17 protein-coding genes are annotated in these 19,844 nt (G+C 69.9%); 4 read left to right on the plus strand and 13 right to left on the minus strand.

Annotated elements, in window-relative coordinates; translation table 11 throughout:
- Positions 1-489 (minus strand): cyclic pyranopterin monophosphate synthase MoaC, encoded by a 489-nt coding sequence (gene moaC / locus WKR98_RS11340; RefSeq protein WP_341433067.1) that lies wholly within the window; start codon positions 487-489, stop codon positions 1-3.
- Positions 486-1,346, minus strand: coding sequence for a sulfurtransferase (locus tag WKR98_RS11345; RefSeq protein WP_341433069.1), 861 nt, complete (start codon positions 1,344-1,346; stop codon positions 486-488). Before WKR98_RS11345 ends, moaC begins: the two co-directional genes overlap by 4 nt.
- A 116-nt stretch (positions 1,347-1,462) precedes the next feature.
- Here WKR98_RS11345 and WKR98_RS11350 point away from each other — a divergent pair, with 116 nt between their 5' ends.
- Positions 1,463-2,962: a M48 family metalloprotease gene (locus tag WKR98_RS11350; RefSeq protein WP_341433070.1), complete on the plus strand. Its 1,500-nt coding sequence runs from the start codon at positions 1,463-1,465 to the stop codon at positions 2,960-2,962.
- On the opposite strand, the gene WKR98_RS11355 is transcribed toward WKR98_RS11350, so the two are convergent.
- From WKR98_RS11355 to WKR98_RS11385, 7 genes are all read right to left on the minus strand, one after another.
- Positions 2,943-3,575: a DUF2946 family protein gene (locus WKR98_RS11355; protein WP_341433072.1), complete on the minus strand. Its 633-nt coding sequence runs from the start codon at positions 3,573-3,575 to the stop codon at positions 2,943-2,945. The two genes, WKR98_RS11350 and WKR98_RS11355, sit on opposite strands and share 20 nt — an antisense overlap.
- Positions 3,568-5,250, minus strand: coding sequence for a thiamine pyrophosphate-binding protein (locus WKR98_RS11360; RefSeq protein WP_341433074.1), 1,683 nt, complete (start codon positions 5,248-5,250; stop codon positions 3,568-3,570). The genes WKR98_RS11355 and WKR98_RS11360 overlap by 8 nt, the downstream gene beginning before the upstream one ends.
- An 83-nt stretch (positions 5,251-5,333) precedes the next feature.
- Positions 5,334-6,380 carry a YheT family hydrolase gene (locus tag WKR98_RS11365; protein WP_341433076.1) on the minus strand — a complete coding sequence of 349 codons (1,047 nt, stop codon included), beginning with the start codon at positions 6,378-6,380 and terminating at the stop codon, positions 5,334-5,336.
- A gap of 18 nt (positions 6,381-6,398) precedes the next feature.
- Complete coding sequence (locus WKR98_RS11370; RefSeq protein WP_124688194.1) at positions 6,399-6,848, minus strand: YybH family protein; 450 nt, start codon at positions 6,846-6,848, stop codon at positions 6,399-6,401.
- On the minus strand, positions 6,849-7,703 hold the full coding sequence (purU, locus tag WKR98_RS11375) for a formyltetrahydrofolate deformylase (protein WP_341433079.1): 855 nt from the start codon (positions 7,701-7,703) through the stop codon (positions 6,849-6,851).
- Between the two features lie 103 nt (positions 7,704-7,806).
- On the minus strand, positions 7,807-8,004 hold the full coding sequence (locus WKR98_RS11380) for a zinc-finger domain-containing protein (protein ID WP_087837101.1): 198 nt from the start codon (positions 8,002-8,004) through the stop codon (positions 7,807-7,809).
- A gap of 14 nt (positions 8,005-8,018) precedes the next feature.
- The gene (locus WKR98_RS11385) at positions 8,019-8,939 is read right to left on the minus strand and encodes a branched-chain amino acid transaminase (RefSeq protein WP_124688196.1); all 921 of its coding nucleotides are present in this window, start codon (positions 8,937-8,939) and stop codon (positions 8,019-8,021) included.
- Positions 8,940-9,146: 207 nt separating this feature from the next.
- On the opposite strand from WKR98_RS11385, the gene WKR98_RS11390 reads away from it, so the two are divergent.
- Positions 9,147-9,893 (plus strand): AzlC family ABC transporter permease, encoded by a 747-nt coding sequence (locus tag WKR98_RS11390; RefSeq protein ID WP_124688197.1) that lies wholly within the window; start codon positions 9,147-9,149, stop codon positions 9,891-9,893.
- Positions 9,890-10,240, plus strand: a complete 351-nt coding sequence (locus WKR98_RS11395; protein WP_124688198.1) for an AzlD domain-containing protein — start codon at positions 9,890-9,892, stop codon at positions 10,238-10,240. Before WKR98_RS11390 ends, WKR98_RS11395 begins: the two co-directional genes overlap by 4 nt.
- Positions 10,241-10,262: 22 nt before the next feature.
- On the opposite strand, the gene WKR98_RS11400 is transcribed toward WKR98_RS11395, so the two are convergent.
- The 4 genes from WKR98_RS11400 to glnE form a co-directional block, all read right to left on the minus strand.
- Positions 10,263-11,258: a Bug family tripartite tricarboxylate transporter substrate binding protein gene (locus WKR98_RS11400; protein WP_124688199.1), complete on the minus strand. Its 996-nt coding sequence runs from the start codon at positions 11,256-11,258 to the stop codon at positions 10,263-10,265.
- A 60-nt stretch (positions 11,259-11,318) separates the two neighbouring features.
- On the minus strand, positions 11,319-12,062 hold the full coding sequence (locus WKR98_RS11405) for an IclR family transcriptional regulator (protein ID WP_341433083.1): 744 nt from the start codon (positions 12,060-12,062) through the stop codon (positions 11,319-11,321).
- Complete coding sequence (locus WKR98_RS11410; RefSeq protein ID WP_124688201.1) at positions 12,059-12,625, minus strand: VOC family protein; 567 nt, start codon at positions 12,623-12,625, stop codon at positions 12,059-12,061. The genes WKR98_RS11405 and WKR98_RS11410 overlap by 4 nt, the downstream gene beginning before the upstream one ends.
- 209 nt (positions 12,626-12,834) lie before the next feature.
- Positions 12,835-15,612 (minus strand): bifunctional [glutamate--ammonia ligase]-adenylyl-L-tyrosine phosphorylase/[glutamate--ammonia-ligase] adenylyltransferase, encoded by a 2,778-nt coding sequence (gene glnE / locus WKR98_RS11415; protein WP_341433085.1) that lies wholly within the window; start codon positions 15,610-15,612, stop codon positions 12,835-12,837.
- A 163-nt stretch (positions 15,613-15,775) separates the two neighbouring features.
- On the opposite strand from glnE, the gene WKR98_RS11420 reads away from it, so the two are divergent.
- The gene (locus tag WKR98_RS11420) at positions 15,776-19,837 is read left to right on the plus strand and encodes a YhdP family protein (protein WP_341433087.1); all 4,062 of its coding nucleotides are present in this window, start codon (positions 15,776-15,778) and stop codon (positions 19,835-19,837) included.
- Positions 19,838-19,844 lie beyond the last annotated feature (7 nt).

Raw genomic sequence — 19,844 nt, forward strand, 5'->3', positions numbered from 1 at the left:
TCAACCCTCTGCGCGCCACGTCCCCGACTTCCCGCCTTTCTTCTCCATCAACCGCACGTCGGTCATGGCCATGCCCCGGTCCGCCGCCTTGCACATGTCGTAGATCGTCAGCAGCGCGACGTTGACGGCGGTCAGCGCCTCCATCTCGACGCCGGTGCCGCCCACGGTCTCGGCGCGCACGGTGCAGTGCACGGCGCCGGCTTCGTCGTCCAGGGTGAAGTCACAGGCGACGTGCGTCAGCGGAATCGGGTGGCACAGCGGAATCAGGTCCGAGGTCTTCTTGGCCGCCATGATGGCGGCGATGCGGGCGATGCCCAGTACGTCGCCTTTCTTGGCGCTGCCGTCGCGGATCAGGCCCAGCGTGGCCGGCTGCATGCGTATCGTGCCGGCTGCGACCGCTACGCGCGCGGTGGCGGGCTTGGCGCCCACGTCCACCATGTGGGCCTGTCCGGCCGCGTCGAAGTGGGTCAGGGGGGATTGCGACATCATGCGTCTCCGGTGGCGATGGGCGAGCCGGGGCGGCTGCTCCATTCGCTCCACGAGCCGGGATACAGCACCGCCCCGGACAGGCCCGCCACTTCCATGGCAAGCAGGTTGTGGCAGGCGGTGACACCGGAGCCGCACTGGCTGATGACCCGGTCGGCGGGCGTGCCGCCCAGCACGGCCTCGAACTCGGACCGCAGCTGCGCGGCGGGCTTGAAGCGTCCGTCGGGCTGGAGGTTGTCGCGCAGGAAGCGGTTGGCGGCGCCGGGGATGTGGCCGCCCACGGCGTCCAGGGTTTCGTTCTGGCCGCGGAAGCGGTCGGGGGCGCGCGCATCCACGACCAGGCGTGGGGCCGGCGCGTCCAGGTTGGCCCGCACGTCGTCGTAGGTGGCGGTCCCGACTAGCGGCGGCCGCAGCTTGAACGTGCCCGGGGCGGGCGCGGCGGGTTGACCGGATTCCAGCGGGTAGCCCGCCTCGCGCCAGGCCGCCAGGCCGCCGTCCAGCACCGCGACGGCCTCGTGGCCCGCCCAGCGCAGCAGCCACCAGAGGCGTGCGGCCATGGCGCCGCCGGCGGTGTCATAGCACACCACCTGAGTGGTGTCGGAGACGCCCAGGCGGGCCATCAGGCCGGCGAAGTCCTCGCGCCGGGGCAGGGGATGGCGGCCGTTGTTGCCGGTCTTGGCGCCGCTCAGATCGCGGTCCAGGTGGATGTAGCGGGCGCCGGGAATATGCGCAGCCGCGTGGGCGCGCTCGCCCGCGCCGGTGTCCGCCAGATCGAAGCTGCAATCGCACACGACGGCCGGCGAGGAAGATTGCAGCAGGGCGTGCAGCGCCTGCGCGGAAATCAGGGTGCTGAAGCTCATGGCATGTCCTGTAAGCGTTGCCATGCGGCCGGTCTGGCTCCGGCCGGCATTGGTAAATTTTTCACGTTTCGCCTGGGAAGCGGGAACCCGCCGCCCAAGCTGGCTATCATACCGGTATGCCGAATTCCCAACGTTTCCCGTCGCTGCGCCGCAAGGCCGTGGCGCTGCTGCTGCCGGCCCTGCTGGCGGCGGCCGCGCCAGCGCTGGCGCCCGCCCAGCCGGTCGGGCTGCCCGACCTGGGCGATTCGGCCGCGCAGGAGCTTTCGCCCCGGCTGGAACAGCGGCTGGGCGACGCCATCATGATGGAATCCCTGCGCGATCCGGCCTATATCGACGATCCGGACCTGCTCCAGTATCTGACCGGCATGGCGCGCCAGTTGTCGGCCCATGCCCCCATAGGCACGCCCAACATCAACGTGTTCGCGGTGCGCGACCCCAGCATCAATGCGTTCGCGATGCCGGGCGGTTACATAGGCGTACATACTGGGCTGGTGGTGGCCGCGCAGTCCGAGTCCGAACTGGCCGGCGTGCTGGCGCACGAAATCGGCCACGTGGTGCAGCGGCACATCGCCCGGGGCCTGGTGCAGCAGAAGCAGGACACGCTGATCATGGTGGCGGCCCTGCTGGCGGCGCTGGTGGCGGCGCGCGGCAACTCGCAGGCGCCCGAGGCGGCGATGGCCTTCGGCCAGGCCGCGGCCATCAACTCGCAACTGGGCTTCTCGCGCGAGGCCGAGCGCGAAGCCGACCGCACCGGGTTTCAGATGCTGGAGGCGGCCAACTACAACGTCAACGGCATGGCCTCGTTCTTCGGCCGCCTGATGCAGGCGTCGGGGCTGAACGAGCGGACCGGCCAGGCCTTCACCCGCACCCACCCGCTGTCCATCGAGCGCATGTCCGACATGCAGAACCGGGCGCGCGGCGTGGTGATCCACGACCGTCCGAGTTCCTCGGATTTCCATTTCGTGCGCGCCAAGATGCGCATGCTGCAGGCCAACAGCGGGCAGGACACCCTCGAGGCCATCCGCTATTTCGAGAACCGTACCACCGAGACCCAGGGCATCGAGCGGTCCGCGGCCTACTACGGCATGGCCCTGGGCTACGTGCGCCAGCGCGAGTACGGCAAGGCCAACGACGCCTACCTGGCCGCCACGTCGGGCGCGCGCACCCATTTCATGCTCGAGCACCTGGCCATCGACCTGGCGCTGGCCCGCAACGACACGCAGCAGGCCATGAGCCTGGCGCGCAGCGCCGTCGCGCGGTGGCCCGAGCAGCGCGGCCTGGCCATGGCGATGGCGGAGTCGCTGCAACGCGCCGGCCGCAACCAGGAGGCGGTCGATTTCCTGAAAGAGCAGATGCTGAAGTGGAGCGACGAGCCCCGCTTCTACCAGATGGCCGCGGTCAGCTATTCGCGGCTGGGCAGCGCCGTGAACGAGCGCCGCAACATGGCCGACTACTATGCGATGACCGGCGCCCTGCCGGCCGCGGTCGAGCAGTTGCAGCAGGCGCGCGCGGCCTCCAAGGATTTCTACGAGCAGTCGCAGATCGACGCCAAGGTGCGTGAATACCAGCGCCGGCTGAAGGAAGAGCGCGACCTGCTCAAGCGTTTCCAGAGCTGACGGCCTCGGGCCGGGCCACGAAACCGAACACCTGGGCGGCCGTGCCGCGCAGCGGTGCCAACGGCGCGGGCGCCGCGCCAACCGGCGGATAGACCACCGACAGGGCGGCGGCCGCCTTCGATACCTGGCCGGGGTCGGCCAGCCAGCCGGGCGCGGCGTCGAGCAGCGGCTGCCCCGATGCCAGTTTCATGCGTTCCAGCACGTCGGACAGATAGCGGTCCTCGACCATCGCGGGGCCGTATTCGGTCGCGGCGTAGAGCCTGCCTTCGGCGTCCAGCGCCCAGCGGTCCACGCGGGATACGTCGTGGCCGGCATGGGTGGACAGGGTGCCGGCGGCGTCCGACTGGCGCAGGATCAGCGGCGCCGCGTCCAGCCTGACGAACACGCGCTGCGGGCCGTTCTGGAAGAACCAGCGCCCTTGTTCGTCGTGCGCGTAGTTGCGCCCGATGAAGGCCAGGATGCCGGTGTTGGAAATGGAGACGCCCGGCCCGCCCGCCAGGGCATCGCCGGCGGGGTGCAGGCGCCAGCGGCCTCGGGCATCCAGCGACAACCAGCCATAGGCGTCCGGCACGTCGGGCCAGCGCGCCATGGCGGCAAGAACGTCGCTATCCATGCCCCGCCAGCCACGACTGCGGCGTGATCTGCCGGGGATCCGTGCGCAGCTCCAGCAGCGCCGGGCGGCCGGCCGCCCGGGCGCGCTCGAACGCGGCGGGGAAGACGTCGGCGCTTTCCACCCGTTCGGCATGGGCGCCGAACGATAGCGCCAGCGCGACGAAATCGGGATTGCGCAGGTCGGTGGCGCTGACCCGGCCGGGGAAGCGCTTTTCCTGGTGCATGCGGATGGTGCCGTACATGCCGTTGTTGACGACGATGACGACGACGGCGGAATCGAATTGCAGCGCGGTGGCCAGTTCCTGCGGATACATCAGGAAGCAGCCGTCGCCCGATACGCAGACCACGGTGCGGTCGGGGTGGCGCAGCTTGGCCGCTATCGCCGCGGGCAGGCCGTAGCCCATGGCGCCGCAGGTGGGGGCGAGTTCCGTGCGCGGCTGGCGGTAGCGGTAGAACCGGTGCAGCCACACCGCGTAGTTGCCGGCGCCGTTGGCGATGATGGCGTCATCGGGCAGGGTGCGGTCCAGGTGGGCGATGACCTGGCCGAGGTCGATGCCGCGGGCCTCGGCATGCGGGGCCGGCACGGCCTGGTAGCGCGCATGCAGTTCGCTGGCCCGGCGGGTCCAGTCGTCCCAGGCGCGCGAGGCCGGAGCCTCCAGGCCGCGCAGCAGCGCGGCGGCGGGGGCGGCCGCCGACTGGATGGCCAGGTCGGGCTGGTAGACGCGGCCCAGCTCGGCCGCGTCGGCGTGCAGGTGGATCAGTTTCTGGGCGGGGCGGGGCGGCGTCAGCAGCGTATAGCCGCCGGTGGCGATCTCGCCCAGCCGCGTGCCCACGGCCAGGATGAGGTCGGCATCGCGCACCAGCTCGGCCAGGTCGGGGTTCATGCCCAGGCTCAGGTGCCCGGCGTACTGCGGGAGCCGGTTGTCGAAGATGTCCTGGCGGCGGAAGGCGCAGGCCACGGGCAGGTTCCAGGCCTGGACGAAGGCCGAGAAGTCCGAGGCGGCGCGTTCGCTCCAGTTCGATCCGCCCAGGAGGACCAGCGGACGGCGGGCCTGGGCCAGCATGTCGCGCAGGCGCGGGGCCGCGTCGGGATCGGGACCGCTGGCGGCCGTGGGGGCGATCGCGGCCGGGGCGGACGGGCAGGCGGCGCTCAGCACGTCCTCGGGCAGCGCCAGCACCACCGGACCGGGGCGGCCCGAAGTGGCGCACGCGAAGGCCCGCGCCACGAGTTCGGGGATGCGGGCGGCATCGTCGATGCTGACGACCCACTTGGCGATGCCGCCGAACATGGACGGGTAGTCGATTTCCTGGAAGGCTTCGCGGCCCAGCTCGCGCGTGGGTACCTGGCCGACGAACAGGATGAGCGGCGTCGAGTCCTGCTGGGCGATGTGCACCCCGATGCTGGCGTGGGTGGCGCCCGGGCCGCGCGTGACGAAGCAGATGCCCGGCCGTCCGGTCAGCTTGCCGTCAGCTTCGGCCATGTTGGCGGCGGCGCCTTCGTGCTTGGCGACGACGACGTCGATGTCGGCGTGGGCGTGCAGGGCGTCGAGCACGTCCAGGTAGCTTTCGCCTGGGACGCAGAAGACGCGGTCGACGCCGTTGGCGGTCAGCGCGTCGACCAGGAGGCGGCCGCCGGTGGTGGTGGAAGCGTTGGAAACCGTGGAAGTCGAGGCCATGGATGCGTCCGTGTGGTTTTCTCCATTGTCGAAGAAAACGCCAGGGATGTCAGCGGGGGCTTGCCCCGATGGGGGAACGGGCCCTAGCGGCCGGTCCGGAAGAACTCCGCCAGCCTGCGCGGCAGCCAGTTCAGGTTGCTGGGGAAGCTTCCCGTGGGAAAGCCCGCGTGGCCGCCCTGTGCCGGCTGATGCAGGACCACGTGGCCGGAAGCCTGTTCGGGAGTGGGCAGGTAGCGGCCGGGAAGGAACGGGTCGTTGCGCGCATTGAGCACCAGCGTCGGAATGGCGATGTCCATCAGCAGGGGCTTGCTGGAGGCGCGCGTCCAGTAGTCGTCGACGTCGCGGAAACCGTGCGTGGGCGCGGTGTAGGCGTCGTCGAACTCGTACAGGTCGCGCGCGTTGGCCACGCGTAGCACGTCTATGGTGCCGGGGAAGCGCTGCGCCTTCTGGAGCGTCTTGGACTTCAGCGTGCGCAGGAACATGTGGGTGTAGATCCGGCGGTTGATCAGTCCGGTGCCCAGGGCGCGGCCGCCGGCCATCAGGTCGACCGGCGCCGATACGCCCGCCGCCGCCGCCAGCCAGCCGGCGGTGCCGCCGGCCTCGCCCAGGTATTTCAGCAGCGCGTTGCCGCCCAGCGAGATGCCGGCGGCGTGCCAGCGCATCTGCGGCAGGCGCTGCCGCACGGCGTCCAGCATGAAGCCGACGTCGGCGGAGTCGCCCGAGTGATAGGCGCGGGGCAGGCGGTTCGGCTCGCCCGAGCAGCCGCGGAAGTGCGGCACGACGACGGTCCAGCCGCGCGCGCGGAAATACTGCGAGATGGCTTGCGCGTAGTGGCTGGCGCTGCTGCCTTCCAGGCCGTGGAACAGCACGAGGCCGTCGCGCGACGCGGTGGCGGTGCCGGCTGTTTCGGCCAGCCGCGCGAACAGGTCGGGGCCGACGGCCGTGTCGGGACCGAGGCCGGGCGCCGTCCAGTCGAAGTCGATGAAATCGCCGTCGGGCGTATCCACCCGTTCGCGCTGGAACGAGGTGTGATGGTGCGACGAGAACTGCGACGCGAAGATGGTCTGGCTATGTCCTTCGGGCAACCATGCGGGAGTCGGGCAGGGTGTCGTGTCCAGGTAAGCGGGCATGCGGGATGGGCGGGCGACTCAATGCAAGAGGTCGGGAACGTCCTGAAGCTCGGTCGGGCCGAGATCGGCAGGGGCTTGCGACGAGTGGTGAACGACCAGCCGCCAGCCTGTGGGACCCTTGTGAAAGACATTGGTTGCATAGCAGTTGACGAGCTGCTTGCCCTGGGAGGTGTCGACCATGAGCTGTTCGACCACGGAGTGGACCGAACTCATCATGCTTTGCACGGTGTAGACCCGCGTGGGCCGTATCGGTACCGGGGAGCTACCCAGGATCTCGCGCCACGATTCCATCACGGCGTCGTGGCCGATCAGCCGCGGCCCGCCCGGATGGATGCAGACGATGTCCTCGTCGTCGGCCCAGACCGCCATCAACTGGGCGAGGTCGCCTTGTTCCAGGGCGTCGTAGAACGCCTGCTCGGCTTCTTCGGAGGTGGCGAATAGCGGCGCGCCGCGGGATTTGAGCACCATTTATGCGAATACGATCGTCTTGTGGCCGTTCAACAGGATGCGATGCTCGACGTGCCAGCGGACGGCGCGCGCCAGCACCAGGCATTCGACGTCGCGGCCGACCTGTGTCATGGTTTCCGGCGACATGCTGTGGTCCACGCGGGCGATGTCCTGCTCGATGATGGGACCTTCGTCGAGGTCGGGCGTGACGTAGTGGGCGGTGGCGCCGATCAGCTTCACGCCGCGGTCGTGCGCCTGGTAGTACGGCCGCGCGCCCTTGAAGCTGGGCAGGAAGCTGTGGTGGATGTTGATGGCCCGGCCGGCCAGCGCCCGGCACATCTCGGGCGACAGGATCTGCATGTAGCGGGCCAGCACGACCAGGTCGACGTTCTCGCGCTCGGCGATCTGCAACACCTGCCGCTCCTGCTGTTCCTTGCCGCCCTGCGCGACCGGCAGGTGGTAGAAGGGCACGCCGTACGAAGCCGACAGCAGCGCGAAATCGGGGTGGTTGGAAACCACCGCGGGAATGTCGATGGGCAGCTGTCCGCTCTTGGCGCGGAACAGCAGGTCGTTCAGGCAGTGGCCGTGCTTGCTGACCATCAGCAGCACGCGCGCGCGCCGGTGCGGGTCGCGGATCTGCCATTGCATGGAGAAGCGCTCGCCCACGGCGGTGAATTCCTTGCGCACGGTGTCGGCGTCCAGGCCGTCGGGCACCGAGAAGTGCACGCGCAGGAAGAACAGCCGGGTGTCCTCGTCCCCGAACTGCTGCGAGTCCAGGATGTTGCAGCCGCGCTCGAACAGGAATCCCGACACGTGGTACACGATGCCGGTCGTATCGGGGCAGGCGAGCGTCAGGATGTAATCGTTGTGCTGCACGGGGAGGTCCTGTGAATAAAAAGCAAACCCCGGCGGACCGGGGCAGCGTCAGCTGTGTCCTTCCTGGGACACCGCGGATCCGGCATAGCCGGTCCGCAGGGCATCAATGATGATGTACCTTGGCGCCGTCCTTCAGACGGTATTCGGCGCCACAGTACGGGCACTTCGCTTCGCCGGTCGTCCCGATGTCCAGGAACACCTTAGGGTGCATGTTCCAGAGCGGAGTATGCGGTCCCGGGCACGAAAGCGGAAGCGCGTCGGCATCGACTTCGATGATGGCGTTGGCGGCTTCGGTGGTCATGGCCGTTCCTCCGATCAGACGTGCGTGAGCCAGTGGCCGTACTTGGCGTTGCGGCCCGCGACCAGATCGAAGAAGGCCTGCTGCAGGCGCGCCGTGACCGGGCCGCACTGGCCGGCGCCGATCTTGCGGCGGTCCAGTTCGCGGATGGGCGTGACTTCCGCCGCCGTGCCGGTGAAGAAGGCTTCGTCGGCGATGTAGATGTCGTCGCGCGTCAGGCGCTTGGTGACGACCTTGATGCCCAGGTCGGCGGCCAGGCTGTGGATGGTCGAGCGCGTGATGCCGGTCAGGGCCGAGGCGATCTCGGGCTCGATCAGCACGCCGTCCTTGACGATGAAGACGTTCTCGCCCGAGCCTTCGGCCACGAAGCCTTCGGTGTCGAGCAGCAGGGCTTCGTCGTAGCCGTCCTCGGTGGCTTCCAGGTTCGCCAGGATGGAGTTGGCGTAGGTGGAGGCCAGCTTGGCGCGGGGCATGGTCACGTTGACGTGGTGGCGGGCATAGGACGAGGTCTTGACCCGGATGCCCTTTTGCAGCGCCTCGGCGCCCAGGTAGGCACCCCATTCCCAGGCGGCGACGGCCACGTGGACCTTGGCGCCCTTGGGCGAGACGCCCATCTTTTCCGAACCGTAGAACGCGATGGGACGCAGGTAGCAGGATTCCAGCTTGTTGACGCGGACCACTTCCTTCTGCGCTTCCATCAGGATTTCCCGGCTGTACGGGATCTGCATCTGGTAGATGTGGGCGGAATTGACCAGGCGGTCGGTGTGTTCCTTGAGCCGGAAGATCGAGGTTCCGATGTCGGTCTTGTACGCGCGCACACCCTCGAATACCGCCAACCCGTAGTGCAGAGAGTGTGTGAGCACATGGGTGTTGGCTTCACGCCAGGGCACGAGCTTGCCGTCGTACCAGATGAAGCCGTCGCGGTCTGACATCGACATGATGAGGATCTCCGAAATGAACCAGATATTGTACCAATCTGCGACGGGATCCTGCGGCGAAGCGGGCGCGCAGGGGTCCGCGCCCGATGCTGCCCGGGAATCCGGGGAGATTCGGGTAATCACTTACAATAGCCGTAAGCCGTCACTTTACTCCTTCCCGGCCCGGCGCCGGGATCCAGCCGCCGTTCCCCCATCCCCATGTCCGCCATGCGTCCGTCCGCCGCAGTGCCCGGCCTTTCCCCGCAGGAACGCAGGGCGGCCGTCGTCGCGGGCCTGAGGGCGCTGGCGCCCACCACGATCGCCATCGGCGTCTGGGGCATGGTCAGCGGCGTGGCCATGGTCAAGATCGGCCTGAGCCAGTCCCTGGCGCTGGCGATGACTTTCCTGGTATACGCGGGCTCGGCCCAACTGGCCGCGCTGCCGCTGATCGTGGCGGGCGCGCCGGTATGGCTGGTGTTCGCCGCCGGTTGCGTGGTCAACCTGCGATTCGTGATCTTCGCGGCGGCGCTGCATCCGTATTTCCGCCGCTACTCCCGCTGGCGCCGCCTGGGGCTGGGCTTCCTGACGAGCGACATCGGCTTCGTGCTGTTCATGCCCCGCTACGGCGACGCGGCCGTCAAGGGCACGCCCGAGCAGACCTGGTTCTTCCTGGGCTCGGCGCTGGGCAACTGGGTGACCTGGCAGGTGTGCTCGGTGGCCGGCATCCTGCTGGGCGCCGTGGTGCCGCAGGCCTGGTCGCTGGAATTCGCCGCGGTGCTGGCGCTGATCGCCATCGTGGTGCCCATGGTCGCGAGCTGGCCGGTGGCCGCGGCGGTGGGGGCGGCGGCCCTGGCCGGATGGGCTGGCCAGCCGCTGCCCTTGCGGCTGGGGCTGGTCCTGGCGGTGGTGGCGGGCGTCTGGGCCGGCGTCGCCACGGAGCGGGCGCTCGAGCGCCGCAAGGAGGCGGGAGCATGAGTCCGTCCACCCTGCCGCCGACGTCCGATTCCCTGTACGTCTGGCTGGTCATCATCGCGCTGGCGGTGTGCACCGTGCTCACGCGCGCCGGCTTCCTGCTGCTGGGCGACAACGTGCCCCTGCCCGAGGGCGTCAGGCGGGCGCTGCGCTACGCGCCCGCCGCGGCGCTGGCGGCCGTGATCGTGCCGGACCTGCTGCCCTGGGCGCCGGGCGGCCTGCCGGTGTTCGACTGGCGCGCCCTGGCCGCCGTGACCGCGGTGGCGGTCATGGTGGCCACCCGCAACACGATCGCGATGATAGGCGCGGGCATGGTCACGCTGTGGCTGCTGAGGTGGCTGGCGGGCTGAGCGCCCGCGTGCCCTTTCTCTTTTATTCAGCCTGGATGTTGCGCTGGACCACGACGGCGCGCAGACGGCGGATGTCGTTCTCGACGCGCGCCTGGAATTCGTCGGGCGTGGAGGCCTTGGGCGAACCGCCCCAGTCGACCAGTTGCTGATGCACGGCGGGCGTGTCCAGCACCGCGCGCAACTCGCGGTTCAGGCGGGCGACCACGTCGGCGGGCGTGCCGGCCGGCGCGGCGATGCCCAGCCAGGATTCGAAGACGACGGCGGGCAGCGTATCGGCCACGCTGGGCACGCCGGGCAGCGCCTGCACGCCCTTGGGCGCGGTGGTCGCCAGCAGCCGCACGCGCTGGGACTTGAACAGCGGCGCGGTGTTGGTCATCGTGTCGATCATGACGTCCACGCGTCCGGCCAGCAGCTCGGTCATGGGGCCGGCGCCGCCCTTGAACGGCACGTGCAGCGCGCTGCCGCCGCTTTCGGCCATGATCCATTCGCCCACGAGATGCATGGCGGTGCCGACGCCGACCGAGGTGTAGGTGTAGCGGTCTTTTTCGGCCTTGATGCGGCGGACGAAATCGTCGAAGGACTTGATCGGCGACGACGGCGCCACGGCCAGCGTCAACGGATACGTCGTGATCGTGGAGACCCAGCCAAAGCCCTTGACCGGCTCGAAGGGCAAGTCCTTGCGCATGGCGGCATTGGTGCCGTGGCCGCTGGTCATCAGCACCAGCGTGTAGCCGTCGGGCTCGCTCTTGGCGACCTGGGCCGAGGCGATGTTGCCGCCGTCGCCGGCGCGGTTCTCGACGATGACGGGCTGGCCGACCCGCTCGGACAGCGCCTTGCCGACCAGCCGGGCCACGACGTCGCTGCCGCCTCCGGCCGCGAAGCCGACCAGCAGCTTGATCGGCCGGTTCGGGTAGGTGTTCTGCGCGTTGTTCTGCGCGTGCGCGGGGCCGGCCAGTGCCGCGGCCAGTATGCCCGCCGCAGCGAGGGCCTGGCGGCGGCCGGTGATCTTGTCGTGCATGATGGGTCTCCTCTTCGTCCCCGTTTTCGTGCGGCCCCGTCGGGGCGCGCGTGAGGCCGCTCAGTCCGCCGTCTGCAGGCGGGCGGAAATCTCGCGGCTTTTCTGTTGCAGCACGGCCCCCAGGGCCGCGCCGTTGAGGAACTCTCCACGCTGCTTCGAGCAGACCAGCGAGATCGTTCCGATGACTTCGTCCTCGGCCATCACGGGCACGCCGTAGCCGATGACGTCGGGATCCAGCCCCGCGTGGCTGATGGCGTATCCCGCCTTGCGTATGGCCTTCAGCCCGGTCCACGCGGCGTTCCAGGCTTCCTCGCCGGCACCCGGGTGGGTCTGTTCGAACAGGTTGCGCACGCGCGCCCGCGGCCAGAACGCCAGTACCGACAGCGAAGGCGCGCCGCGGAACCACGGCAGGTTCTTGCCCCGCATGTAGGTCAGTTCCAGCGGCTCGACGCCGGCTTCGTGCGCCACGTTCAGCAGGTGCTCGCCGTAGACGTTGGAAAGCAGCACGTGGCAGCCGGTTTCCTGCGCTAGGTCGCGCAGGATGGGCTGGGCGGCGCGGGTGACCGGATCGGTCTCGCGGATCAGGGCCTCGAGTTCGACGATCCGCGCGCCCACCACGTAGATGCCGCGCGGCAGCCGTATCAGCAATCCCGCCGCGCACAGTTCCTTGACGTAGCGATAGGTGGACGAGGGCGTGAAGCCGAAATGGCTGGCCAGGTCGTCCACCGTCCAGGCGTACCGGTCGTGGGTGTAGGCATCGAGCAGCGTCAGCATGCGGCCCAGGCTGGATGCGCTTTCCGTCATGCGGGCGCCTGCTCCACGCCCATGCGCCGGGCCATGTCGGCCCGCCACTCCTGGCGGCTGCGGAAGCCGGGCAGGGCGCGCGCGTGCCGCTCGGCCCAGGCCATGAGTTCGGCCGGCGGCAGCTCGATGGGCATGGGGACGCGCATGGGCTGCGAGACGTACCAGGGCGTGTCGATGTACAGCTCGAGCCGGTTGCCTTCCGGATCGCGGCAGTACAGCGACAGCGCGTTGCCGTGCGTGACCGGTGCAAGTTCCGCGACGCCGGCGTCCACCAGGCGGCGGTGGTAGCGCTGCAGGGTTTCCAGGGAGTCGGCCATCAGCGACAACTGATTGATGACGTTGAAGCGGACATCGGCGGGCCGCCCCGATACCAGCACGATCTGGTGATGGACGTCCGGATCGCGGCTGGTGAACACCAGTTCGATCGGGCCGTGGGGGCCGTCGAGCATGCCGCGGTCCGTGATGGTGAAGTCCAGGACCTGCGAATAGAAGTCGGCCATGCGCTGGATATCGGTGACGAAGATGCCGACGTGGCTGAAGGAAAGACCGGGTCTTTGGGGCATGGTGGAAAATTTGGCCTGATATATGGCGAATAAACGCCATTGAAAATTGAGTTTTTTGCATATTACGTAAAAAACTCAAAAATAAGACCTGTGTGAAACCCTAGGTGGAATCGGCCGGGGGCAGGCGGCCGCACGCCGCTTCCCGAGGGAAGCGGCGGCAAACAGGAGGAGGGGGGTAGGAGGCGGGGGCGGCAAGGCCCCCGGAGGATTCAGGAACGGGGGCCCAGGACCTGTTCCCACAGCTCGATCACGGCGGCGCGTTCGGCCGTCAGCGCGTCCTGGGGTACGCGGGCTTTTTCCACGTCCTGCAGGCGCAGCGCGTGCTGTTCCCGCCGCAGCGTGCGATAGGCATCGCCCACGCGCCGCGCCAGGTCGGCGGGGATCAGGCCCGCTTCGGCGGCCAGGCGCAGCAGCGCGATGTTGCCGAGGTTCTGCACCAGGATCTCTTGCTCGCGGGCATGCAGCAGGACCAGGTATTGGGTGACGAATTCGACGTCCACCATGCCGCCCGGATCGTGCTTGAGGTCGAAGTCCGGCGTGCGGTTGGGGTGGCCTTCGCCGATCTTGCGGCGCATGGCGATGACCTCGTCGGCCAGTTGGCGGGCGTCGCGCGGCATCAGCAGCACCTCGCGCCGGATGCGTTCGAACTGTCTGCCCACCTCGGGGTCCCCGGCGGCGAAGCGGGCGCGCGTGATGGCCTGATGTTCCCAGGGCCAGGCGTGTTCCTTCTGGTAGCGCTCGAAGGCTTCGGTCGAGATCACCATCAGCCCAGCCTGGCCGTCGGGCCGCAGGCGCAGGTCCACTTCGTACAGGCGTCCCGAGGCGGTCATGGAACCGAGCCACGACAGGATGCGCTGGCCGAAGCGGGCGTAGATCTCGCCGGCGTCCTCGCGCGGGTCGTCGAACAGGAACACCAGGTCGAGGTCCGAGGCGTAGCCCAGCTCCTTGCCGCCGTGCTTGCCGTAGGCGATGACCGCGAAATGCGCGGGCGTGCGGCCTTCGTCCTTGGACACGCTGTACCAGACGCGCTTGAGCGTTTCCTCGAGCATGATGTCGGCGACCATGGACAGGTAGTCGCCCAGCCGCTCCACCGTCAACTGGCCCTCGAGATCCTGCGCCAGCAGATGGAAGCCCCATTGGCGCTGCGTGTCGCGCATCAGGTTCATCTGCCGCTCGACGTCGGGCGCGCCGGTGCCGTCGATCACGCAGGCATCCAGTTCGTCGCTGAGCTTGCGGGCCATGGCGGGCAGGTCGGGCTCGACCATGAGCGTGCGCCAGTCCAGCAATTCGTCCAGCAGCAGCGGGTGCCGGGTCAGGTAGCCCGCGGCCCAGTCGCTGGCCGCGAAGATGCGGGCCACCCGGGCCAGCGTGTCGGGGTACTCGGCCAGCAGCGCCATGTAGGCGCTGCGCTGCGCGATGTGCTCGATCAGGCCGAACATGCGGACCAGCGCGGCGGCGGGCGCCTTGGTGCCGGCGCAGGCATCCACCGCCGCCGGCAGCAGGGCCGCCAGGCGCCGCCGGCTGTTGTCGGGCAGGCTGCGTATGCGTGGGCTGTCGAGCAGCGCGGCGGCGCGCGGCAGCAGGCTGTCGGCCTCGGCCGGCAGGGCCGTGCGTATGCGTTCGACCAACCGGTCCTCGGGGTCGCCCGTCCCGCGCCGGCCCTGGGCCTGTTCGCCGTCGTTCTGGCCGAACACGCCGCGGAAGGTGGTTTCGACGAATTCCCGGTGCGCGGTCAGCGTGCGCTCGAAGTTGGCCGGGTCGTCGAAGCCCAGCGCGCGGGCCAGTTCGGCACGCCGCTCGTCGTCCTGGGGCAGCAGATGGGTCTGCTGGTCCTCGCGGTATTGCAAGGCGTGTTCGACCCGCCGCAGGAAGCGGTAGGCACTTTCCAGCCGTTCGGCATCCTCGGGCCGGACCAGGCCTGCCTCGCGTTCGGCGTGCAGCGCGGCCAGCAGGCCGCGTTCCTGCAGCGTCGGCGTGCGGCCGCCGCGTACCAGCTGCGAGAGCTGGACCACGAACTCGATCTCGCGGATGCCGCCTTCGCCCAGCTTGACGTTATCGGCCTGCGTGGCCTGTTCGCCCGTGCCGTTGTACGAGCGGCGGTTCCAGTCCTCGCGTATGCGTTCGCGCAGCGCGCGCAGCGCCGCCAGCGCGTCGAAATCGAAATACTTGCGGTAGACGAAGGGCCGCCGCAGCGCCTCCATCTGCGCCGCCTGGGCGGCGGGGTCGCTGCCCTGGAAGGCCTGGGCTTCGATGCGGCGCGCCTTCAGCCAGGCATAGCGTTCCCATTCCCGCCCCTGCGACACCAGGTAGTTCTCGAAAGCGTCCAGGCTCCAGGCCAGCGGTCCGGCGTCGCCGTCGGGCCGCAGCCGCAGGTCGGTGCGGAATACGTGGCCGTCGGCGTCGATCTCGGCGATGACCGGCATCATGCGCCGCGTCAGCCTGCCGTAGAACTCATGGTGGGAGATGGGCCGGCGCCCGTCGGTCTCGCCCTCGTCGCCATACAGCATGACCAGGTCGATGTCGGACGAGACGTTCAGTTCCTCGCCGCCCAGCTTGCCCATGCCCACGATCAGCATTTCCTGGGGCAGGCCCGAGGCGGCCTCGCGCGGGATCCCATGCACCTCGGCCAGTTCGGCCGCGACGCTGCGATAGGCCTGTTCGATGGCCAGGTCGGCGAGCCGGGTCATCGCGCCCACGACTTCCTCCAGCGGCGCGAGGCCCGCCAGGTCGCGCGCCATGACGGCGCAGAACACGCGCTCGCGCAGCCTGCGCAGCACCGCGCGGCAGTCGGCCACGGGCAGCGGGTCGGCCGACGCCGCGCCCCGCGCCGTGCGCAATTCGTCGAACCAGGCGGCCAGGGCCTGGGCGTCGACCGGCCGGGTGGCCGCGTCGGCCAGCCAGCGCCCGTAGTCGGGCTGGGCGTCTATGCGTCGGCGCAGATGGCCCGACCAGGAAAGCGCGGGGGTGAGCAGCGAGGTGTCTGTCATGGCGAAAATTGTGGCAGTGCGTTACAGAATTGTGCGCCACGAAGAAGTTTTGCGCATAAGCCAGCATAAGACATGCGGGGCGGTATAAGCTTCCATTTTCCCATTCCTCCACCCAGGCCCTGGCGGCCGCTTCGACGGAACGACTGCGTTTCGCCGTTTCTTCGTGCATATCGACCTAGCTTATCTCTATCGCCTCGTCGTGCGGCCCCTGGTCTGGGTGATCCTGGCCGCCTATTTCCTGTTCGCGGTTGCCCTGGTGGTGGTGCGCTACGGCGTGCTTCCCGCCATCGACGACTACCGGCCGGGCATCGAACGCATGGTCGGCCGGGCGATCGGGGCCTCGGTCACCATCGGCAGGATCGACGCCGAATGGCTGGGCCTGCATCCCAGCTTCGAACTGTCCTCCGTCCAGGTGGCGGATTCCTCCGGCCAGCCGGGGCTCAGCCTGCCTCGCGTGTCGGCCATCCTGTCCTGGCGCAGCCTGCTGGTGCTGGAGCCGCGCCTGCTGCGCCTGCAGCTCGATGCTCCCGAACTCGACGCGCGCCGGGATGCCCAGGGGCGCTACTGGATCGCCGGCTGGGAAGTCGACCCCCAGGCCCGGGGCGGATCCCGCGAAGGCCTGGACTGGCTGCTGGCCCAGCGCGAAGTGGTCGTGCGCGGTGCCCGCCTGCGATGGAACGATGCCCTGCGGGAGGCGCCGCCGCTGGAAATCGGCAACGTGGCCTTCGTGATGCGCAACACCGGGCACCGCCATCGCGCCGCGCTCAGGGCCGAACCGCCCGCCGCGCTGGGCTCCATGCTGGACGTGCGCGCCGACTTCACGCACGGCTGGTTCACGCTGGATGCCGCCGATCCGCAGCAATGGCGGGGATCGCTGTACGCGGCGCTGGATCGCGTCGACCTGGCGGGATGGCGGCCCTGGCTGGACCTGCCGGGCGAACCCTCGCAGGGCACGGGGACACTCCGGACCTGGATCGACTATGACCGCGGACGCGTGCGCGCCGGCACCGCGCAGCTGGCCGTGCGCGACCTGAGCGTGCGGCTCGGGCCGGAACTGCCGCCGCTGGACATCGCCAGCCTGGCCGGCCGGGCGGAACTGGCGCCGGTGGCCGGCGGCGGGTACAGGCTGGACCTGGCCGGCCTGGATGCGGCGACCGGCGACGGCCTGGTGTTGCATCCCCAGCGGCTGGCCGCCACCTGGACCCCGGGGCGCCAAGGCACGCCGCCGGCCACGCAGATCGAGGTGGACGGGTTCGATCTGGCCACCGGCCTGCACCTGGCGGACCGCCTGCCCCTGCCCGGGACGGCGCGCGAGAAGCTGGCCGAGCTGCAGCCACGGGGCCGGATCGATGCGCTGCGGCTGGGCTGGCAGGGCGCGCCCACGCGGCCCGAATCGGTATCGGGCCGCGCGGCGTTCTCCGGCCTGTCGATCGCGGCCGCGCCCGAGCCGCCGGTGAACGACGGCAACCATCCGCAGCGGCCGGGTTTCTCCAACCTGCAGGGCAGCATCGAGGTGGACGCGCAGGGCGGACGCATCGACGTCCATGCGCGCGACGCCGTGCTGCGCTTTCCGGGCGTGTTCGCCGAGCCCGACCTGCCCATGGACGTCTTCAACGCCCGGGCGGCGGCGCGCAAGGGGGCCGACGGCGCCTGGATGGTCGACGTCGAGCACCTGGATTTCAGCCGCCGCGGCGTGGAGGGCAGTTTCAGCGGCAACTGGAGCAGCCATGGCCGCAGCCCCGCCGGCACGCTGGACCTGAGGGGCACGCTGGCGCGCGCCGACGTGCGCGAGGTCTACCGCTACATCCCCATCGTGGTCGGCACGGACGTCCGGGCCTGGCTCCAGCACGCGCTGGTCTCGGGCCAGGCCGAGAACGTGGCCGTGCGCGTGCGCGGCGACCTGGACACCTTTCCCTACGGTACCGACAAGTCCGGCGAGTTCCGGGTGGCGGGCAAGGTCCGGGGCGTGACCCTGGACTACCTGCCAGAGCCGCTGGCCGAGGGCGACTTCTGGCCCCGGCTGGAGGACCTCGTGGGGGATCTCGTGTTCGATCGGGTGTCCATGGGGGTGGACGTCCGTTCCGGCCGCGTGCGGGTCGACCGCTCGACCACCGTGGCCATGGGGCGCACGCGCGCCGCCATCGCCAACCTCGAGCACGGGCCGCTGCTGGAGATCGATGGCGAGACGCGCGGGGCGGCGCCGGCGTTCCTGGCCTTCGTCAAGCGCTCGCCCGTGGGCCGCATGATAGGCGGCGCGCTGGACGATGCCTCGGCAAGCGGCAATTTCGTGGTGCCCTTGTCGCTGCGCATTCCGCTCGACCACGCCGACTCCGCCCACGCCGAGGTGCAGGTCAAGGGCGAAGTCCGGTTGTCGGGCAACGATTTCTCGCTGGCGCCCGCCGTGCCGCCTTTCTCGCGGCTGACCGGGACGGTGGCGTTCGACCAGCACGGCGTCGCCTTGCGCGACGTGGCCGGCACGGCCCTGGACGGTCCGTTGCAACTGTCCGGCGGCCCGCAGCCGGATGGTACCGACCTGCTGCGGGCCGAGGGCACCGCCTCGGCCGCGGCACTGGCGTTCTGGTGGAAGGCCCCGGGCATGGCACGGCTGTCTGGACGCACGGCCTACAAGGCCTCGGTCCGGATCCCGCCGGGCAAGATGCCCACGGTGCTGGTGGAATCCGACCTGGTGGGGCTGGCGGCCGATCTGCCCGCGCCGCTGGGCAAGACCGCGCAGGAGGCGCGTCCGTCACGGCTGGAATGGAGCGGCACGGCCGCCACGGCCGACCGGCCCAGGATGGACTGGTTCGCCGGCAGCGCGGGGCCGGCGGTCAACCTGCATGTCGAGCGCGACTACGCCGCCGACGGCGCCGTGGCCGCCATGCGCGGCGCCATCGGCATCAACCGTGCCGCCACGATCAGCGGTCCGGGGCTGAGCGTGAGCGCCTCGCTGCCCGAGGTGGACGTGGACGGGCTGCGCAAGCTCGCGGCGGAGTTCGAGCCGCCCCGGGACGCCGCGGCGGGATCCGGCCAGGAAGGCGGCGTGGACGTCCCGCTCAACCGCATCAGCCTGTCGACGCCGGTGCTGCGCGTGCACGGCCGCCAGCTCGACAAGGTCACGCTGTTCGCCGTGCGGCAGGAGACCGGCGGCAATGCCAACTGGCGGGCCGATGTCGAATCGGCCCAACTGGCCGGCCGCCTGTCGTGGGCCGAGACCCGCGGCGGGAACGGGCCCAACCGCCTGAGCGCGCGGTTGTCGCGGCTGGTGGTCGACAGCGAGACCGAGGACGCGGATCGTGGCGGCGCGCTGGACGAGTCCGCCGCGGACGACCAGGAGGTGCCGGAAATCGATCTGGTGGCCGAGCACTTCGAATTGTTCGGCAAGGCCCTGGGGCGGCTGGAGGTCCTGGCCCAGAGCATGGACCGGGGCCGCGAGTGGCGGCTGCGCCGCTTGAACGTGAAGAATCCGGATGCCGAGCTGGACGGCTCGGGCGTCTGGAAGCTGGAAGCCGGCGCTCGCCCCGGGGGGCGGCGCGCAATGTCGCTCGACGTGGTGCTCAAGCTGGCCGACACCGGCAGGTTCCTGGAGCGCATGGGCGTGCACGGCACCATGGCGCGCGGGTCGGGCAGCATGTCGGCCCAGGTGTCGTGGCAGGGCCTGCCCTACACGCTGGATCTGGCCAGCCTGTCCGGCAAGGTCGAGCTGGCGCTGGACAAGGGGCAGTTCCTCAAGGCCGAGCCGGGCATCGCCAAGCTGCTGGGCGTGCTGTCGCTGCAATCGCTGCCGCGCCGGGTGACGCTGGATTTCCGCGACATCTTCAGCGAAGGCTTCGCCTACGACACGATACGGGCGCACGCCGCCATCGCCAATGGCGTGGCGCATACCGACGATTTCAAGATGAACGGCGTGAACGCCACCGTGGTCATCGCCGGCGATGCCGACCTGGCGCACGAGACCCAGCGCCTGCAGGTGCTGGTGGTGCCCAAGCTCGATGCCGGCGCCGCCTCGCTGCTGTACGGGCTGGCGGTGAACCCCGCCGTGGGGCTGGGCGTTTTTCTGACGCAGTTGCTGCTGAAGGATCCGTTGTCCAAGGTCCTGGCCTATCAGTACGAGGTCACGGGCACCTGGGCCGATCCGCAGGTGGCCAAGGCCGGCAGCACCAAGGTCGACGCGGCGGGCAAGGAAACGGCGCCGCCGGTGGCCGAGCCGGCGGCACCCCCGCCGTGATTCTGCG

The sequence above is a fragment of the Pigmentiphaga sp. YJ18 genome (assembly GCF_038066655.1).
In the GTDB taxonomy this organism is placed as follows: Bacteria; Pseudomonadota; Gammaproteobacteria; order Burkholderiales; family Burkholderiaceae_B; genus Pigmentiphaga.

What these genes read in the sequence shown, in the direction of transcription:
- moaC (WP_341433067.1), bottom strand. Translation starts at nt 489, where the DNA reads ATGATGTCGCAATCCCCCCTGACCCACTTCGACGCGGCCGGACAGGCC.
- WKR98_RS11345 (WP_341433069.1), bottom strand. Translation starts at nt 1,346, where the DNA reads ATGAGCTTCAGCACCCTGATTTCCGCGCAGGCGCTGCACGCCCTGCTG.
- WKR98_RS11350 (WP_341433070.1), top strand. Translation starts at nt 1,463, where the DNA reads ATGCCGAATTCCCAACGTTTCCCGTCGCTGCGCCGCAAGGCCGTGGCG.
- WKR98_RS11355 (WP_341433072.1), bottom strand. Translation starts at nt 3,575, where the DNA reads ATGGATAGCGACGTTCTTGCCGCCATGGCGCGCTGGCCCGACGTGCCG.
- WKR98_RS11360 (WP_341433074.1), bottom strand. Translation starts at nt 5,250, where the DNA reads ATGGCCTCGACTTCCACGGTTTCCAACGCTTCCACCACCACCGGCGGC.
- WKR98_RS11365 (WP_341433076.1), bottom strand. Translation starts at nt 6,380, where the DNA reads ATGCCCGCTTACCTGGACACGACACCCTGCCCGACTCCCGCATGGTTG.
- WKR98_RS11370 (WP_124688194.1), bottom strand. Translation starts at nt 6,848, where the DNA reads ATGGTGCTCAAATCCCGCGGCGCGCCGCTATTCGCCACCTCCGAAGAA.
- WKR98_RS11380 (WP_087837101.1), bottom strand. Translation starts at nt 8,004, where the DNA reads ATGACCACCGAAGCCGCCAACGCCATCATCGAAGTCGATGCCGACGCG.
- WKR98_RS11385 (WP_124688196.1), bottom strand. Translation starts at nt 8,939, where the DNA reads ATGTCGATGTCAGACCGCGACGGCTTCATCTGGTACGACGGCAAGCTC.
- WKR98_RS11390 (WP_124688197.1), top strand. Translation starts at nt 9,147, where the DNA reads ATGCGTCCGTCCGCCGCAGTGCCCGGCCTTTCCCCGCAGGAACGCAGG.
- WKR98_RS11395 (WP_124688198.1), top strand. Translation starts at nt 9,890, where the DNA reads ATGAGTCCGTCCACCCTGCCGCCGACGTCCGATTCCCTGTACGTCTGG.
- WKR98_RS11400 (WP_124688199.1), bottom strand. Translation starts at nt 11,258, where the DNA reads ATGCACGACAAGATCACCGGCCGCCGCCAGGCCCTCGCTGCGGCGGGC.
- WKR98_RS11405 (WP_341433083.1), bottom strand. Translation starts at nt 12,062, where the DNA reads ATGACGGAAAGCGCATCCAGCCTGGGCCGCATGCTGACGCTGCTCGAT.
- WKR98_RS11410 (WP_124688201.1), bottom strand. Translation starts at nt 12,625, where the DNA reads ATGCCCCAAAGACCCGGTCTTTCCTTCAGCCACGTCGGCATCTTCGTC.
- glnE (WP_341433085.1), bottom strand. Translation starts at nt 15,612, where the DNA reads ATGACAGACACCTCGCTGCTCACCCCCGCGCTTTCCTGGTCGGGCCAT.